Genomic DNA, 14,853 nt, shown 5'->3' with positions numbered 1-14,853 from the left:
CATAAGATCGCTGACATGCCCCGATCCGCGCGCCTTGTCCCGCCCGCCGTGCTCCTGGCCTTAGCCCTGACCCTCACCGCGTGCGACGGCTCGCAAGAGGGCTCGCAGGATGGTGGACGGCACGGTGGGCGGGACGGCTCCGAAGGTGCTCCGGGCCTGGGCGACCCGTACTTCCCGAAGGCGGGCAACGGCGGCTACGACGTCTCCCACTACGGCCTCACCCTCGCCTACACCCCCGACGGCGACCGTCTCACCGGCACCGCCGTCATCACGGCCCGCGCGACCGAGGACCTCTCCGCCTTCGACCTGGACCTGGCGGGCATGGAGGTCGAGAAGGTGACCGTCGGGGGCAGGGCGGCCGAGTACGACCGGGACGGCCAGGAGCTGACCGTCCGCCCGCCCGACACCCTCACCGAGGGCGAGGCCTTCGAGACCGAGGTCCGCTACTCCGGCAGCCCGCGCGCGATCACCGACCCGGACGGCTCGAAGGAGGGCTGGCTGCGCACCGCGGACGGTGCGCTCGCCCTCGGCGAACCGACCGGCTCCATGGCCTGGTTCCCCGGCAACCACCACCCCTCCGACAAGGCGTCGTACGACGTCGAGGTCACGGTCCCGAAGGGCCTGACGGCAGTCTCCAACGGCGAGTTGAAGAGTGAGCGCACGACGGCCGACGGCCGCAGGACCTTCACCTGGCACACCGCGGAGCCGATGGCGAGCTACGCGGCGACACTCGCGATCGGCCGCTACACGCTCACCCGCACGTCTACGAAGGACGGCCTCCCGGTGTACGTAGCGGTCGACCCGACGCAGACGGCCGCGAGTCGCAAGGTACTGGCCCGGCTCCCCGAGGCCATGGAGTGGGCGGAGTACAACTTCGGCCCGTACCCCTTCTCCTCGACCGGCGCGATCGTCGACCGTCCCGGGGACGCCGGCTACGCCCTGGAGACCCAGAACCGTCCCTTCTACCCCGGCGCCCCCGACCTCGTGACCCTCGTCCACGAGACCGCGCACCAGTGGTTCGGCGACTCCGTCACACCGAAGAGCTGGCAGGACATGTGGCTGAACGAGGGCTTCGCGACCTACGCCGAGTGGCTGTGGACGGAGGACGAGGGCGGCGCGACGGCGGAACAGACGTTCACGACCCTGTACGACCACGGCGAGGACGAGTACAAGGACCTGTGGTCCTTCCCACCCGCGAAACCGGCCACCGCCGCCCACATCTCCGACACCCCCGTCTACCAGCGCGGCGCGATGGTGATCCACCGCATCCGCCAGACCGTCGGCGACGACACCTTCTACGACCTCGTCCAGGGCTGGGCCGCCGCCCACCGCCACGCCAACGCGGACACGGCCGCCTTCACGGCGTACGTCGAAAAGGCGGCGCCCGACGCGGACTTCGACGAGATCTGGTCGGACTGGCTGTACGGCGAGGGCAAGCCGCCGCGCCGCCCCTGAGCCGTCACCGCCCGGTGTCCGCCTCCCACGCGTCGAGCAGCCGGGCAAGACCGGACGGCCACACCGACCCCGCCTCCTCGGCGAGCTCCGCACGCGTCCACCAGCGCCAGCCGAGGATGCCGTCCGAGGCGTGGGCGGCCGCGAGGTCGGCCCCGGCGGGCTCACGGCGCGGCCCGGCGGTGACGTAGATGTGATCGTGCTGCCGGACGAGGATGCCGGCGCGCACGAAATCGTGCTCCCAGGTGAACAGCAGCGGCCCGGGCTCCAGATCCGTCCACCCGGTCTCCTCGCCCAGCTCCCGCAGGGCGCCCTCGCGCGGCGACTCCCCCTCCTCCAGCCCACCCCCGGGCAACGCCCAGTGCACGCCGTCCTCGACGTTGTAGTACCGGAAGAGCAGAACGGCCCCGCCGGGATCGACGACGGCCACCCGCCCGGCCTGACGGTCCCGCAGCAATTCCCCACACCCGTCAGCCCGAAACCGCTCCTCGACCAACGCGACGATCCCCCGCCCGTACCCCTGCCCCTGTCCCTGCACACTCGCATCGACGATGAGCAACTTGATCCGGGGGCCGGGCTCGGCGCGATCGGGACGGGCGGGTTCGGGTTCGGGTTCGGGCTCGGGCTCGGGCTCGGGTTCGGCCGGATCGGGATGCCGACCGAGGGCGACCACCACCACCCCGACGAGCCGCCCCTCACTCCGCGCGACCAACACCTCGACACCCGGATTCGCGACCTCCTCCGCAAGCGCTACCACCACCTGCTCCGGCCGAATGCCACCGCAGAGGACGTGAAACGAGTGGTGGGAGGCATGGAGGGCGGTGAGTTCGGCGAGGAGCGGGGCGGGGTTGCCGAGGCCGGGACTGAGGGGAAGGGGATCGAGGCGCATGGGACGCAGAGTAGGACCCGTAGGACCTGTAGGACCTGCCCGCGGATCCTGCGGCACGCGGCCGGTCGTCAGCCCACCAACAGATCGATCACACCCGTCAGCCCCTCCTCCGCACCCCCGCCCTCCGCGAGGCGGCGCCGCATCAACGCGAAGAACGGGCTGAGCAGTTCGGGACTGACACCCTGCTGCTCGGCGGTGCTCAGGAACGTCGGCGCACCGGCCACCTGCATGGCGAGATTCGAGACGACGCCCTTGGTGTAGTCGCCGCTGCGCAGTTGCTCGGCGGTCTGATGGACGGACGGGGCCATCGCGACGAGCCAGTCGGCGAGCAACGGGGCGAGCGAGGCGGGGTCGATGTCCTCCTCGCGGACCAGGGCGAATGCGTGCGCGACGCCGGCGAACATCCCGTACATGGCGCTGAGCAGGGCCACGTCGTGCAGTGCCGCGAAGCCCGCGTTCTCACCGACGTAGGTCGTACGGGCCGGGACGCCCAGCGTCTGCCGGCACTGCTCGAACACCTCCCGGGAGCCGCTGTAGAAGACGTAACCGCCGGCCTCAGGGACACCGATCATCAGGCGTTCAAGTACGCACCTTTTAGTGGGTGGTTACCCCGGGTTAGGTTGCCCGAACCGCCTACCGGGGCACGCTCTCGAAGGGCGGATACCAGGGTTCGTATTCCGGGACCTCGATGTGGGGCATGTGCTGGTGGAAAAGCCCTTCAAGGAGCTCTCGTTGATCCTTGAGGTATTCGTCCAGCGGAACACCGCCCCCGGGGACGGGCCCGATCGTCGGGTAATTCACCGGCTCCGGATTGTCCGTCTCGGCGGCCTTCTGATCCTCGAAGTCAAGACGGGCGACGCCTCCGTCCTGAACTCCTTGGAAGTAGGCCTGGAGGGTTTCGTCGTTGAGGGGCGCCGGTGCTTGAGCAGTGCACTGGGGCGCCTCCCATCCGAAAATGAGTCCGGCTAGGTACCATTCGTTGACGCTCGCAGGCGTAGTACTCATTCTCTTCCTCCCGTGAATTGACGGAGTGACGGAGTGGCGGAGTGAACGAATAATTCGCCAACGCTGAAGAGCACGAAAGAGGCGATGAAAAGAGAGACGTATCCAGTCTCCTCCAGCCGACAACCTCCCGCACTCTGAGCCAAAGCCCCCGACGGCGACGGCGACGGCGACGGCGACGGACACGGACACGGACGCGGTGACGGACACGGACACGGACACGGACAAGGTGACGGACACGGACAGGGACGCGGAGTAAACGCGCCGCCTCCCGTGTTGTAACACCTGTTACAGCGACCCGCATGGAGGGGACGGGAGCCGATGAGCCTTCGTCAGTACGAGTACGCCCTGGCCGTTGCCGAGAAGGGCTCGGTGACGGCGGCGGCGGAGCTGCTGCACGTCGCTCAACCGTCGGTGTCCCAGCAGATCCGCGGCCTGGAGCGCGAACTCGGCGTGAAACTGTTCGCCCGCACGCCGACCGGACTGGTGCCCACCGTGGTCGGCCGCGCGTTCCTGCGGGAGGCGGAGGTCGCGGTGAGCGCGTCGCGGCGGGCGAGGGCGACGGCGCGTGCCGGTGCCGACGAGCTGGTGGGCGAGCTGGTGGTCGCGGTGCAGATGGGCTTCGGCACGCGGCAGTTGCCGGGCGCGCTGGGCGCACTGCGCCGCCGCTTCCCGCGGCTGGAGGTCACCGTATTCGAGGAGCCGAGCTCCGCCGAGCTGGAGCGGCTGTGCCGCCGGGGCGTGCTGGACCTCGCGCTGATGGCGGCGTGCGAGCGGAGTCCCGCCGCCGCACACCACCTCGGCGACGAGGAGTTCGTCGTGGTGCTGGGCACCGGGCACCGGCAACTCACTGCGGACCGGGTCGAGTTGCGCGAACTGGAGGGGGAGCCGTGGGTGAGGTTCGACCGTGACAGCGCGCTCGACGGAGTGCTGCTCAACGTGCTGCGGGACAACGACCTGACCCCGACCACGGCCGCCCGCGCGTCCCAGACGGCGACGGCCGTGCGCTGGGCCGCCCACGGGCTGGGGGTGACCCTCGTCCCGGCCTCCGCGGTGCCCCACGGTCACGAGCACCTCGTCCGCCCGGTGTTCCCGGTCGTGTCCCAGCCCGTCATCGCCGTGCTCCGGCCCGGCGCGGGCCCGGCGGAGACGGCCCTGCTCGACCTCCTGCGCCAGGAGACCTGGTCCAATTCCGCTCCCTTCTCGCGGCGTTAACCCCTGGGGAATTCACCGCCGTCCACGACGAGATTGCTCCCGGTCAGCCAGCTCGCCCGGTCGGACATGAGGAACAGCACCGCGTGGGCGATGTCGTCGGGCTGACCGATGCGCCCCAGCGGCACGGTGGTGTTGTTCTGGCCCTGCGACGGGTCCAGACGCGCCCACTGCTCCCGCGTCAGTTCGCCGCCGGGGGTGGCGACCCGGCCGGGAGTCACGGTGTTCACCCGGATCCCGAACGGGGCCAGCTCCGAGGCCAGTCCCCGGCTGTAGTTCTCCAGCGCCGCCTTCGCCGCCGTGTAGTGCAGGAACGGTGGTGGCGTGGCGGGAACCGCGGCCGAGGAGACGTGCACGATCACCCCCGAACGCCGTTCCCGCATCCCCGGTACCAGCAGCGAGTCCAGCCGCACCGAGGCCAGGTAGTTCAGGTCGAGCTGGTCCTGCCACTCCTCGTCGGGGATGGCGGTAGTGCTCTCGTACGGTCGCGCCCCGCCCGCGTTGTGGACCAGGACGTCCACCCCGCCGAGCACCTCCTGCGCCGCCGCGGCGAGCGCCTCCGCTCCAGCCCGTGTCCGCACGTCGGCCGCCACGAAGGCCGCCCCCTCCGGCACCGTACTCGTCGCCGACCTGGCGGTCGTGAGCACCTCGGCGCCCGCGTCCAGGAGCTGGCGCACGACTGCCGCTCCGATTCCACGAGAACCACCCGTGACCAGGGCCCGCTTTCCCACGAGTTCCCGCGTTCCCGATCCGTTCTCGATCGTGGTCATGCCACCGTTCCTCTCAATAGCGTGTCAGTCAGCTCGACGAAACAAGAATCGCCGCATACCGAGCACGAATTCGGAGAATTCGCGGTGAGCACCTCGCCGAGCGGTTTCACGGTACGTTCGCAAAACAACGAGAGGCAAAGACGAAATATCAGCAGGTGCTATAGGGAACTCCTATAGCACCCTGCCCCCTCTGGGCGCAGGTCAACTACGGGTGGGTTGGTCGCGGAGTTCGAACCAGATGTGCTTGCCACCCCGACCGGACGCTCCCATCGGATCCGACGGATGCGCCGCCCCGACACCCCACGCCTGCGCCATCGCCTCGACGAGCAGTAATCCGCGCCCACCGTCGCTCTGTCGTGGGCAGGAGTCGAAGGGCCCGAGGGCCTGGCAGGCTCGTCGTCGTACACGGACACCCGCACGCGGTCGTGGCGAACGACGGCTTCGAGCCGGACGGCGAGGGAGCCGGTGTGCAGAGCCACATTCGTCACCAGCTCAGACACCAACAGCCCTGCGGCGTCCCGAAGTTCGGCGTGCCCGGTCACCTGAAGCAGAAGAGCGACCGTGTCCCGGCAGATCTTGGGGCTGGTGGGGGAGTTGGGGGTGCGGAGGCGGTAGATCTGCGGGGGGTGGGCTGGTCTGGCGTTCAATGGTTTCAACTCCCGGTCGGTTCAGGGGGGTTGCGCGGCTGAGGCCACCGTGGCTCGGGCACCAGGGGTGACTGCACTGCGGGTTCACTGGCGTGCCGCGGGCTGACGGCTACGACAATAGGGCACATCCATGTGACGGCACATGGATGTGCCGAAATGCCACTCGTGCGAGTGGACCGCCTGCGCGTGTTCACGGCAGACTTGGACAGCTCGACCAGGAGAGGAACGAATGCCACCCAGGAGCAACCCCACCGCACGCCAGGCCCGGCTGGGCGCGGAGCTGCGGAAACTCCGCGAGGCGGCCGGCATGGCAGCCCGCGAGGCAGGAGCGTTCCTCGGTGGCAACCAGGCGCAGATCAGCCATATCGAGGCGGGTCGTTGGGGCGTCAGCGCGGAACGGGTACGGCGGCTGGCCACGCTGTACTCAGCCTCCGACGAGAAGCTGATCGAGGCGCTGTGCGGCATGGCGGAGGAGCGGGTCAAGGGGTGGTGGGAGGAGTACCGGGGCGTCCTGCGCCCGGGTTTCCTGGATCTCGCCGAGCTGGAGTACCGGGCAACCCGTCTGCGCAGTGTCCAGACCGTCAACATCCCGGGAATCCTGCAGAGCGAGGAGTACGTACGGGCGATCCACACCGGCTACGTCCCCAAGCTGCCCGCAGACGAGGTGGACGCACGCGTGGAGTTCCGAGTCCGTCGACGAACCATCTTCGAGCGGGCGTCGCCGACCCCGTTCGTGGCGTTGGTGCACGAAGCGGCCCTGCGTATGCGCTACGGAGGCCGCAAGGTGGCGAAGGGGCAGTTGGAATTCCTGCTGGAGGCGTCGGCGTGGCCGGCGGTGACGGTTCGGGTCATCCCGTTCACCTGCGAGGACTTCATCGAGGCGGCGCATTCCCTGCTGTACGCGGCTGGAGTGGTGCCGCAGCTCGACACGGTGCACTTGGACAGCCCGTTGGGCGGCATCCCCGTCACCGACACGGCCGGCCTCGCGAGGTTCGGAGGGATGCTCGACTTCGCCGAGCGCGCGGCGCTGACTGAAAACGCATCCCGGCAACTCATCCATCGCATCGCGCAAGAGCTGTGAAAGGGACCGGTATGCCTTCCCAGTGGCAGAAGTCGTCCTTCTCGGGAATCGATGCCGAGGACTGCGTCGAAGTCGCCCGAGCCGAGCCCCGCCGCCTCCTCCTCCGCGAAAGCGACGCCGCAGACACCGTAATCGCCGTACCTCCCGCAGGCCTTCTGGCCCTGATCCATCAGGTCAAGGGGAAGACCTAGGCCAACCCTCAACCCATTTCGCGCAATTCGGCCCCGATCAGCTCCCGTGCCTCCTGGCCGTAGACAGCCGACCGCTCCAACAGGGCGAAGGCCTTCTCGTAAACGGCGATTTCAGGTTCGTCGGTGACGTCGAGGCCCGCCGAGAACGTCTCGACGTGGACGCGGCGTCCGCCGAAGATGGAGAAGGAATGCCCGGGATACAGGGCGATGGGGGACAAGCGAGAAGGCTGATTGTCTCCGCTCTCGACATGCTCGGGTGACTGCTCGCGGGCGGAGAAGCCGGTTGACCCTCTTGGGTGATGCGTCTGCAAGCTCGCGCAAGACCATGTAGCCGTAAGTTGCTGCGTTCCTAAGGCCGTTGCATCGAACAGACCACGTGAGAGGCGCACATGGAGACACAGCGACCGCAGAACTACCGTCTGACCGAGCTTCCGGTCGAGCCCGCCGCCGAGCCCGGCTGCGCCGTCTGTCTGTCGTTCGTCGTCGCCAGACGGAACGCCCGCTCCATCGGTGACTACAGCGCTGCGTCCGACCGGAACGTCGAACTGCGTGCGCACCGCGCCGAGGCGCACTGATGGACATGTCGACGTGGAGGGAGAGCCGCCGTCGGGCGGACGACGCGACGACGGCGCTGCGCGAGGTGGCAGGTCTCGATCTGTCGGTGCGCGGGCACGCAGGGTCCCCGGTAGCTGAGGTGCAGAAAGGTGACACTCCCGTACCGAAGTGTCACCTTTCTGTGCGGACCACCTGCCCCGGGCAGAGGGCCGCACGGCCCGAGTTCGAAGACCCCGAATTCCGGCACGCCGTTCGTGCACGGGGCATGGTCCGCGCCGACCACGTCGAGCGGATAGCCGAAGCACTCCGCGCCGCAGCCGTCCTGCCGACGCAGGCACGTCGCTCCGACTAGCGCGGCCCGCAGCGACCCGCAGCCCTCCTCCCTGAACTCCCGCCCCACCACGGGCGGCGGCGGTCAGCCATGGCCGTGGCAGACGATCAGGAAGGTGCGAGTGCCTTGGCCAGCCGGGCGAGCAGCGGAAGGGTCGGCACTGAGTCGCCACCCTCGATGTTGGAGATCTGCGGCTGGGTCATGTCCGCGCGCCGCGCCAGTTCGCTCTGCGACAGGCCTAGCTCGGTACGGCGATCGTAGACAGCTTGTCCGAGGGCGAAGGCATGTCCGGCCTCCACGTATGCGGGAGACTCCTCGACCTGATCGCCCAGGAGTCTCCGCGTCTCACGCGTCCTCCACTGGGAGTGGTTCACCGGTTCCCCTCCCCTCCTTCGTCCAGTCGAAGTGGTGCTCGGCATGACCCGCACACCACTGCCCCGTGGCGAAGAGTCCGGCACGGGGCAGTAGAGGTGTGCAGCAGAGGTGTTCTTGGGGCGGGGTCGCTTTAGACGTTGACGCCGAAGTCCTGGGCGATGCCGACCAGGCCCGAGGCGTAGCCCTGGCCGACTGCGCGGAACTTCCACTCCGCGCCGTTGCGGTAGAGCTCGCCGAAGACCATGGCCGTCTCCGTCGCCGCGTCCTCGGAGAGGTCGTAGCGGGCGATTTCCGCGCCGCCGGCCTGGTTGAGGATGCGGATGTAGGCGTTGCGGACCTGGCCGAAGTTCTGCGAGCGGTTCTCCGCGTCGTAGATCGAGACCGGGAAGACGATCTTGTCGACGTCGGCCGGGAGGCCCGCCAGGTTGACGTTGATCGACTCGTCGTCGCCCGCGCCCTCGCCGGTGCGGTTGTCGCCGGTGTGGACGATGGTCTGGTCCGGCGTCTGCTTGTTGTTGAAGAAGACGAAGTGGGCGTCCGAGTAGACCTTGCCCTCGGGGTTGACCGCGATCGCGGAGGCGTCGAGGTCGAAGTCCGTGCCGGTGGTGGTGCGGACGTCCCAGCCGAGGCCCACGGTGACGGCGGTCAGGCCCGGAGCCTCCTTGGTGAGCGAGACGTTGCCACCCTTGGACAGGCTTACAGCCATGGTTGGGAGTCCTTCCCTCGTTGTGTACGGCTTCGCACGGGCACGAAGCTACAGCTATCCCTATGAACGCAGCGAAGGGTGGTCAAGGTTCCCCGCCACTCCGCGTTTCTTTACTTTCTTTACCAAGGTGTCCCGGCGACTGTCCCCGCGACAGCTCCGAGGGGAGGAGATCCACCAAGGAGATCCACCACGAACCCCGGGATATTCGCGTGACGTGGGGTGCCACTAGCGGGAACATGGTCGGCATGTCTGGTCCCTATGTCGTCCGCGGCTCCGTCTCCCTCCCCGAGGCCGAGCTCATGTGGCGTTTCTCGCGGTCGTCCGGGCCGGGCGGGCAGCACGTCAACACCAGCGACACGCAGGTGGAGCTCCGCTTCGACCTCGCCCGCACCGAAGCCCTCCCCGAGGTGTGGAAGGCGCGGGCGCTCGAGCGGCTGGCCGGGCGGCTCGTCGACGGCGTCGTCACCGTCCGCGCCTCCGAGCACCGCTCGCAGTGGCGCAACCGTGAGACCGCCGCCGTACGCCTCGCCGCACTCCTCGCCGAGGCCACCGCCCCGCCGCCCAAGCAGCGCCGGCCCACCCGTATCCCACGCGGCATCAACGAGCGCCGCCTGCGGGAGAAGAAGCAGCGGTCGGACACGAAGCGGGGGAGAAACGGGCGGGACTGGTCCTGACCGGGTCCCCCGTCCCCGTCCCCTCGCGCGAACGTGTCCCCTCCCGTGAATGTGACACTTTTCGTGAAGGTGTCACATTTTCTGCGCGCAACCCGTCATCCCCATGACAGCGAACCGCGAGCAGGGAGATGACGAACGATGGCAACAGGTGACGACGACGGACTGCTCGCCGTCCTGGATCCGGACGTCATGGCCCGCTCCGGGGCGGCGGTGACCACGGGCGCTGCGGCGGTCGCGCGCGGCGCGTCGAGTTACGCCCATCTCGCAGCCGCGGCCCGGCCCGCCCTGGTGGACGGCGCGACCGGACTGGTGGTGCTGGTCGACGGCCGCGTGGAACGGGCGCTCGCCTTCACCTTCGTAGGCGGTGGACGGATCGCCCTGATCGACGTCACGAGCGACCCCGGACGCCTCTCCCAACTGAACGTGACCCTGCCCTGGTTCAGGAACTAGACCCCACGCCTATCTACACGGCGTTGGGACTAGTCCAAGTCCAGGACGCCTACCGTCTCGCCCTCGCTCTGCTCGCCGTTCTTCCGGAAACCCAGCCGCAGATAGAAGTTCGCGGGACCGTTCTCGCCCTCGTGCCAGGTCACGTACATCTCCTTGGTGCCCCAGCGACGCAGTTCCGCGGCGACGGACTCCACGGCGAAACGGCCGTAGCCGCGGCCCTGTTGGTCGGCGGCGATGTTCAGCCGCCACAGGCCGGAGCGGATCACGCTGCCGTCGCCGCGCCCGTTCCAGTCGATGTCGAGGAAGGCCATCAGGAAGCCGACGGGACGGTCGCCGTCCATGATCAGACGGGGCCAGGCGACGCCCTCGGGATGGACGTAGGCCTCCGCGAGGGACTGCATGACCGGCGAGACCGCGAACTCCTGGTCGGGGTGCACGCGAATACCGGTCGCGGCTTCGAAGTTCCGGGGGGTGATCTCCTCAAGTCGGAGTCCCGAAGCCGTCGTCCCACCGGTCCCACCTGTCGTGCCAGTCATGCCAGTCATGCGGGCACCCTAAGCGCACTGTTCCCGGGACGGCCACGGTATTTCCAGTGGGTCCGCCCGTTATCCCAACTGCCGGTAACGGCCCCGGAAATACACGAGCGGGCCGCCGTCCGCGCTCGGTGCCGTCGCGGTCAGCACGCGGCCGATCACCAGGGTGTGGTCGCCCGCCCGCACCACCTGTTCGGTGCGGCACTCCAGGGTCGCCAGGGCGCCGTCGACCAGGGGCGCGCCGCTGACCTCGCCGCGGACGTACGGGACGTCCGCGAAGAGCAGACGGTCGCTGATGCGGCCCTTCATCGCGAAGCGGCCGGCGATGTGCCGCTGGTTCTCGGAGAGCACCGACACCGCCCACACGGGCTGTTCGTCGAGCAGGTCGTCCATGCGGGAGCCCGTGCGCAGGCTGACCAGGACCAGCGGCGGGTCCAGGGAGACCGACACGAAGGCGGTCGCCGTCATGCCGACGTCCTCGCAGTCCGGCGCCCCGGGGTCGTCCGGGTCCAGGGACGGTTCCCGGGCGGTCACCAGGACCACGCCGTCGGCGAGCCGGGACATGGCGGCACGGAACGCGTCGTTGCTCACTCCCTCAGCATGCCCGGAGGGAGTCATCGGTACGGTCTGGAGGGTCTGGAGGGTCTGGACGGTCGGTACGGTCTTGAGCGCGTCTGGAGGCACGTCCGGAACGCTAGTGTCCGGCCGGTGCGCGCCGCATCGGCCCTCCGGCCGAGTTCGCCGGAACCGGGTCGTAGGACCGTGGACCGACCGTGGACGGATTACCGCAGCCGTAAGTCGTCGGCCGTAAGCGGTCAGTCGTCAGTCGTGGGCCGTAAGTCGTCGTTATGTCGCTGTCCGTGTTCAGGCCGCGTTCAGGAAACACACAGGAAAACGCGGAAACTCCACTCAATTGTTCACGTTCATCTGTGACTTGAGTCACAAGAGGCATTAATTGTTGACCCTGTGTACCGAGTGGGCAGCGCGCTGTGATTCAGTGGCGGAGGCGTCACAAGGAGACACACACCGACAACACTGCACCAGACTGCACCAGAAAGACGTTACGCCGGAGACAACCCTTGATTCGCTGCGAAGTCTCGGGGGGAGGGCGAAACATATGGAGACCGAGTCGGAGCCGTACGTCCGTCTTGCGTCCCTGCGACAGCTGCATCAGGTCATGGCCGAGATGAACACGGCCCGCAGCCTGCCAGACACACTGCAGACCGTCGCCAACGGCGTGGTCACGGCACTCGGGTTCGAGCTGGCGTGCGTCAATCTCGTACGCCCGGACAGCGATCTCGTGGTCGCCGCGTTCGCCGGCAACCCGGCCGCCGAGGCCCTCATCACGGGCCGGGTCGGCTCGCGCGACTCCTGGGAGCGGCGCCTCGGCATGGGCGAGACCTGGGGCGACCTGGTCTTCATACCCCACACCGAGGGCTGGATCCTCGACGACGACGACGTCCCGCAGTGGTACACCGACGGGCCCGCGCCCCGCTTCGAGGACGAGTGGCACCCCTCCGACCGCCTCTTCGCCCCCATGTACACGCCCGCCGCGGCCGGCAGCGGGGAGCCGTGCGGCGAGTTGATAGGCGTCCTGTCCGTGGACCGGCCGCGCAACGGCCGGCGGCCCGGCGCGTGGGGGCGCGAGGCGCTCCAGATGTACGCGTTCCAGGCCGCCATCGCGATAAGCAACGCGCGTCTACGTGCGAACATGCAGCGGGCACTGGTCCGGCTCGAACGCGAGCAGCAAGCTCTGCGCGCCAGTGAGGAAAGCTTCCGGCAGGCCTTCGAGTACGCCCCCTCCGGCATGGCGATAGCCGAGATGGGCGGCGACCAGCACGGGCGGATACTCCGGTCCAACGACGCCCTGTGCCGTCTGCTGGGCCGTCCCGCCTCCGCGATGCGCCGGTACGCCTTCTCCGACCTCGTCCATCCCGAGGACATAAGCACCCTGCTCCGCACCTCCGCCGAAGGCGGCCGCGCCGAGCTGCGCCTCGGCCGCCGCGACGGCACCTACGTCTGGGTCAGCCTCCGTAACTCCGTCGTCGCCGACGCCACCGACGGCCCCCGCTTCCTCCTCACCCACGTCGAGGACATAGAGGAGCGCAAGCGCCGTGAGCTGCAGCTCGCCCACCGCGCCTCGCACGACTCCCTCACCGGGCTGCCGAACTCGGCCGAACTGCGCTCGCGCCTGTCCTCCCGGATCTGCCGGCGCCCCCATTCGACCCTCCCCACCGCCGTCGACGCCATGGACACGGCCTACGGCCACGCCGCCTTCGACGTCAACGGCGGCGTGACCAGTGACCTCAACGGGGATGTGAACGGCGGTGTCAACGGTGACGGCTTCGACTACCGGCCCGCCGGCGCCGAGTCCTTCGACGGCTTCGACCACCACGTCCACGTCCACACGGCCGCCCCCGAGGAAAGTCACGACGACGGCAGCAAGGGGCTCGCGGTCCTCTTCTGCGACCTCGACGGCTTCAAGTCGATCAACGACCGGTTCGGGCACAACGCGGGTGACGCAGTTCTCATCGAGGTCGCCCGACGCCTCTCGCGCGCCGTCCGGGACGGCGACACGGTGGCCCGTCTCGGCGGCGACGAGTTCGTGATCCTCGCCGACGGCCTCGGCCGTGCCGACGCCGCCGACCTCGCCGTACGCCTGCGCAACGAGATCATCCAGCCGATCCGCGCCGAGGGCCGGGCCGTGCGGGTGGGGGCCAGTTTCGGCATCGGCTGGGCACATTGCGGGATGACCGCGGACGAAGTGCTGAAGTCGGCCGACGAGCGCATGTACGTCGAGAAACGATCTCGTCCCAAACAGCACAGACGTGCCGGATGATCACCAGGTCAGCGGCATCGTCGCCGGGCTGATGCGATCCGAGTCACCCGTTCGGAGGGTGGGGAGCGGGTAGGCTCGCTGTTCTCCGCACGTATAGGTACGCGTATCAGCTGCCCGTACGCGTATCGCATCCGCCCCGCACTTTGAGGAGTACGAAGGGATGACGCCCGGCAACAACGGCGCGAGTACGCCCGAGGACGACGACCCGTTCGGCTACCTCTACGCCGACGGCCAGGCCAACGGCGCACAGCCGCCCTCCGGCGGTGGCTACGGCTACCCCAACTCCGTCAACAGAGTGCGTGCGGTCGGCGAGCGCAAGTACGGGCAGCCGCAGCAGGCCCAGCAGCAGACCGCGCAGTACGGCCAGTACGGGCAGCCGCCGACGGTTCCCCAGCAGCAGGGCGGCTACGGCCAGCAGAACGCCCACTACGGCGCCCCCGAGAGCTTCCCCGGCGGACCCCCTACGGGACGGCAGCCCGGGCAGCAGGGCGGTGGCGGCGGTCGTGGCCGCGGCCCCAACACCAAGGGGCTGCTGATCGGCGCGGTCGCGGTGGTCGCCGCGGTCGTGATCGGCATCGCGGTGGCCATGGCCAACGGCAACTCCAACACCGGCGACAAGGCGGACGGCGGCGACCAGACCTCCACCGCGGCCTCCGCCTCCGCGAGCCCCTCGCCCAGCAAGTCGGCCACGAGCGAAGCGAACGCGGACGAGCTCCCGACGATCGACGCGAAGGCGCTCAGCCTCGGCGGCAGCGCCGCGCTGGCCTCGGACGTCAAGGGCGCGAAGGCGGCCGGCGGCACCTACGTCGGCAACCTCAACCAGGCCGGCAACTCGGTGACCTGGAAGGTCGACGGCATCCCGTCGGACGGCACGTACACCCTCTTCGCGCACTACAGCGTGCCCGGTGCCGACCAGGAGATGACGCTCACCGTCAACGGCAAGACGTTCGGCAGCAAGTTCGGCCTGGACAACTACGCCCACGCCCCCGACGGCGACTTCGTCAAGGGCTGGACGACGAGCTACACCTGGCCCACCCTCACCAAGGGCACCAACACCCTCACGCTCTCCTGCCAGAACGGCGACAAGTGCAATGTCCTGCTTGACCAGTTGTGGCTCAAGGCGGGTCAGGTCACGAAGTAGCCGGC

At 68.9% G+C, this 14,853-nt stretch carries 17 protein-coding genes and 1 pseudogene; 9 read left to right on the top strand and 9 right to left on the bottom strand.

Translation table 11 applies throughout. The features are described 5' to 3' along the window. The first annotated feature begins 15 nt into the window (after positions 1–15). Positions 16–1,455 (top strand): M1 family metallopeptidase, encoded by a 1,440-nt coding sequence (locus tag OG352_RS19480; protein WP_329218516.1) that lies wholly within the window; start codon positions 16–18, stop codon positions 1,453–1,455. Positions 1,456–1,459: 4 nt separating this feature from the next. Here OG352_RS19480 and OG352_RS19475 read toward each other — a convergent pair whose 3' ends face one another. From OG352_RS19475 to OG352_RS19465, 3 genes and pseudogenes are all read right to left on the bottom strand, one after another. After that, on the bottom strand, positions 1,460–2,341 hold the full coding sequence (locus OG352_RS19475) for an NUDIX hydrolase (RefSeq protein WP_329218515.1): 882 nt from the start codon (positions 2,339–2,341) through the stop codon (positions 1,460–1,462). Positions 2,342–2,409: 68 nt separating this feature from the next. Continuing rightward, positions 2,410–2,913, bottom strand: a pseudogene (locus OG352_RS19470) (NAD(P)-dependent oxidoreductase); the annotation flags it as partial. Between the two features lie 61 nt (positions 2,914–2,974). Then, positions 2,975–3,346, bottom strand: a complete 372-nt coding sequence (locus OG352_RS19465) for a hypothetical protein (RefSeq protein WP_329218514.1) — start codon at positions 3,344–3,346, stop codon at positions 2,975–2,977. Positions 3,347–3,664: 318 nt separating this feature from the next. On the opposite strand from OG352_RS19465, the gene OG352_RS19460 reads away from it, so the two are divergent. After that, positions 3,665–4,558, top strand: a complete 894-nt coding sequence (locus OG352_RS19460; protein WP_329218512.1) for a LysR family transcriptional regulator — start codon at positions 3,665–3,667, stop codon at positions 4,556–4,558. On the opposite strand, the gene OG352_RS19455 is transcribed toward OG352_RS19460, so the two are convergent. Beyond that, positions 4,555–5,325, bottom strand: coding sequence for an SDR family oxidoreductase (locus tag OG352_RS19455; protein ID WP_329218510.1), 771 nt, complete (start codon positions 5,323–5,325; stop codon positions 4,555–4,557). The two genes, OG352_RS19460 and OG352_RS19455, sit on opposite strands and share 4 nt — an antisense overlap. A gap of 876 nt (positions 5,326–6,201) precedes the next feature. Here OG352_RS19455 and OG352_RS19450 point away from each other — a divergent pair. Beyond that, a complete protein-coding gene (locus OG352_RS19450) occupies positions 6,202–7,053 on the top strand; it encodes a helix-turn-helix domain-containing protein (RefSeq protein ID WP_329218509.1) in 852 nt (283 codons plus the stop codon). A gap of 11 nt (positions 7,054–7,064) precedes the next feature. Continuing rightward, entirely contained in the window at positions 7,065–7,244 is a 180-nt protein-coding gene (locus OG352_RS19445) for a DUF397 domain-containing protein (protein WP_329218507.1), read from the top strand. Positions 7,245–7,252: 8 nt separating this feature from the next. Here the strand turns inward: OG352_RS19445 and OG352_RS19440 are convergent, their stop codons facing one another. Further along, positions 7,253–7,462 (bottom strand): hypothetical protein, encoded by a 210-nt coding sequence (locus tag OG352_RS19440; protein WP_329218505.1) that lies wholly within the window; start codon positions 7,460–7,462, stop codon positions 7,253–7,255. A 171-nt stretch (positions 7,463–7,633) separates the two neighbouring features. Between OG352_RS19440 and OG352_RS19435 the strand changes: the two genes are divergently transcribed. Continuing rightward, complete coding sequence (locus OG352_RS19435; protein WP_329218504.1) at positions 7,634–7,819, top strand: hypothetical protein; 186 nt, start codon at positions 7,634–7,636, stop codon at positions 7,817–7,819. A 418-nt stretch (positions 7,820–8,237) separates the two neighbouring features. Here OG352_RS19435 and OG352_RS19430 read toward each other — a convergent pair whose 3' ends face one another. Beyond that, positions 8,238–8,504: a helix-turn-helix domain-containing protein gene (locus tag OG352_RS19430; RefSeq protein ID WP_329218502.1), complete on the bottom strand. Its 267-nt coding sequence runs from the start codon at positions 8,502–8,504 to the stop codon at positions 8,238–8,240. 131 nt (positions 8,505–8,635) lie between these two features. Further along, entirely contained in the window at positions 8,636–9,211 is a 576-nt protein-coding gene (locus OG352_RS19425; protein WP_329218500.1) for a TerD family protein, read from the bottom strand. Positions 9,212–9,447: 236 nt separating this feature from the next. Between OG352_RS19425 and arfB the strand changes: the two genes are divergently transcribed. Both arfB and OG352_RS19415 read left to right on the top strand, forming a co-directional pair. Then, complete coding sequence (gene arfB / locus OG352_RS19420; protein WP_329218499.1) at positions 9,448–9,885, top strand: alternative ribosome rescue aminoacyl-tRNA hydrolase ArfB; 438 nt, start codon at positions 9,448–9,450, stop codon at positions 9,883–9,885. A gap of 138 nt (positions 9,886–10,023) precedes the next feature. Further along, positions 10,024–10,335: a hypothetical protein gene (locus tag OG352_RS19415; RefSeq protein ID WP_329218498.1), complete on the top strand. Its 312-nt coding sequence runs from the start codon at positions 10,024–10,026 to the stop codon at positions 10,333–10,335. 29 nt (positions 10,336–10,364) lie between these two features. Here the strand turns inward: OG352_RS19415 and OG352_RS19410 are convergent, their stop codons facing one another. Further along, entirely contained in the window at positions 10,365–10,880 is a 516-nt protein-coding gene (locus OG352_RS19410) for a GNAT family N-acetyltransferase (RefSeq protein ID WP_443072302.1), read from the bottom strand. Positions 10,881–10,940: 60 nt separating this feature from the next. Further along, positions 10,941–11,486 (bottom strand): flavin reductase family protein, encoded by a 546-nt coding sequence (locus OG352_RS19405; RefSeq protein WP_329223888.1) that lies wholly within the window; start codon positions 11,484–11,486, stop codon positions 10,941–10,943. A gap of 499 nt (positions 11,487–11,985) precedes the next feature. Between OG352_RS19405 and cdgB the strand changes: the two genes are divergently transcribed. Together cdgB and OG352_RS19395 are read left to right on the top strand one after the other, a co-directional pair. After that, positions 11,986–13,707, top strand: coding sequence for a diguanylate cyclase CdgB (gene cdgB, locus OG352_RS19400; RefSeq protein WP_329218496.1), 1,722 nt, complete (start codon positions 11,986–11,988; stop codon positions 13,705–13,707). A 160-nt stretch (positions 13,708–13,867) separates the two neighbouring features. After that, positions 13,868–14,848, top strand: a complete 981-nt coding sequence (locus OG352_RS19395) for a CBM35 domain-containing protein (RefSeq protein ID WP_329218494.1) — start codon at positions 13,868–13,870, stop codon at positions 14,846–14,848. Positions 14,849–14,853: the final 5 nt, after the last annotated feature.

This window comes from Streptomyces sp. NBC_01485 (assembly GCF_036227125.1).
Lineage (GTDB): Bacteria > Actinomycetota > Actinomycetes > Streptomycetales > Streptomycetaceae > Streptomyces.
The sequence above is the reverse complement of the archived record's forward strand: the minus strand, read 5'-3'. Positions and strand labels throughout refer to the sequence as shown.

Coding starts and splice junctions, on each gene's coding strand:
- OG352_RS19480 (WP_329218516.1), top strand. CDS start 16: ATGCCCCGATCCGCGCGCCTTGTCCCGCCCGCCGTGCTCCTGGCCTTA.
- OG352_RS19475 (WP_329218515.1), bottom strand. CDS start 2,341: ATGCGCCTCGATCCCCTTCCCCTCAGTCCCGGCCTCGGCAACCCCGCC.
- OG352_RS19465 (WP_329218514.1), bottom strand. CDS start 3,346: ATGAGTACTACGCCTGCGAGCGTCAACGAATGGTACCTAGCCGGACTC.
- OG352_RS19460 (WP_329218512.1), top strand. CDS start 3,665: ATGAGCCTTCGTCAGTACGAGTACGCCCTGGCCGTTGCCGAGAAGGGC.
- OG352_RS19455 (WP_329218510.1), bottom strand. CDS start 5,325: ATGACCACGATCGAGAACGGATCGGGAACGCGGGAACTCGTGGGAAAG.
- OG352_RS19450 (WP_329218509.1), top strand. CDS start 6,202: ATGCCACCCAGGAGCAACCCCACCGCACGCCAGGCCCGGCTGGGCGCG.
- OG352_RS19445 (WP_329218507.1), top strand. CDS start 7,065: ATGCCTTCCCAGTGGCAGAAGTCGTCCTTCTCGGGAATCGATGCCGAG.
- OG352_RS19435 (WP_329218504.1), top strand. CDS start 7,634: ATGGAGACACAGCGACCGCAGAACTACCGTCTGACCGAGCTTCCGGTC.
- OG352_RS19425 (WP_329218500.1), bottom strand. CDS start 9,211: ATGGCTGTAAGCCTGTCCAAGGGTGGCAACGTCTCGCTCACCAAGGAG.
- arfB (WP_329218499.1), top strand. CDS start 9,448: ATGGTCGGCATGTCTGGTCCCTATGTCGTCCGCGGCTCCGTCTCCCTC.
- OG352_RS19415 (WP_329218498.1), top strand. CDS start 10,024: ATGGCAACAGGTGACGACGACGGACTGCTCGCCGTCCTGGATCCGGAC.
- OG352_RS19410 (WP_443072302.1), bottom strand. CDS start 10,880: ATGACTGGCATGACTGGCACGACAGGTGGGACCGGTGGGACGACGGCT.
- OG352_RS19405 (WP_329223888.1), bottom strand. CDS start 11,486: ATGACTCCCTCCGGGCATGCTGAGGGAGTGAGCAACGACGCGTTCCGT.
- cdgB (WP_329218496.1), top strand. CDS start 11,986: ATGGAGACCGAGTCGGAGCCGTACGTCCGTCTTGCGTCCCTGCGACAG.
- OG352_RS19395 (WP_329218494.1), top strand. CDS start 13,868: ATGACGCCCGGCAACAACGGCGCGAGTACGCCCGAGGACGACGACCCG.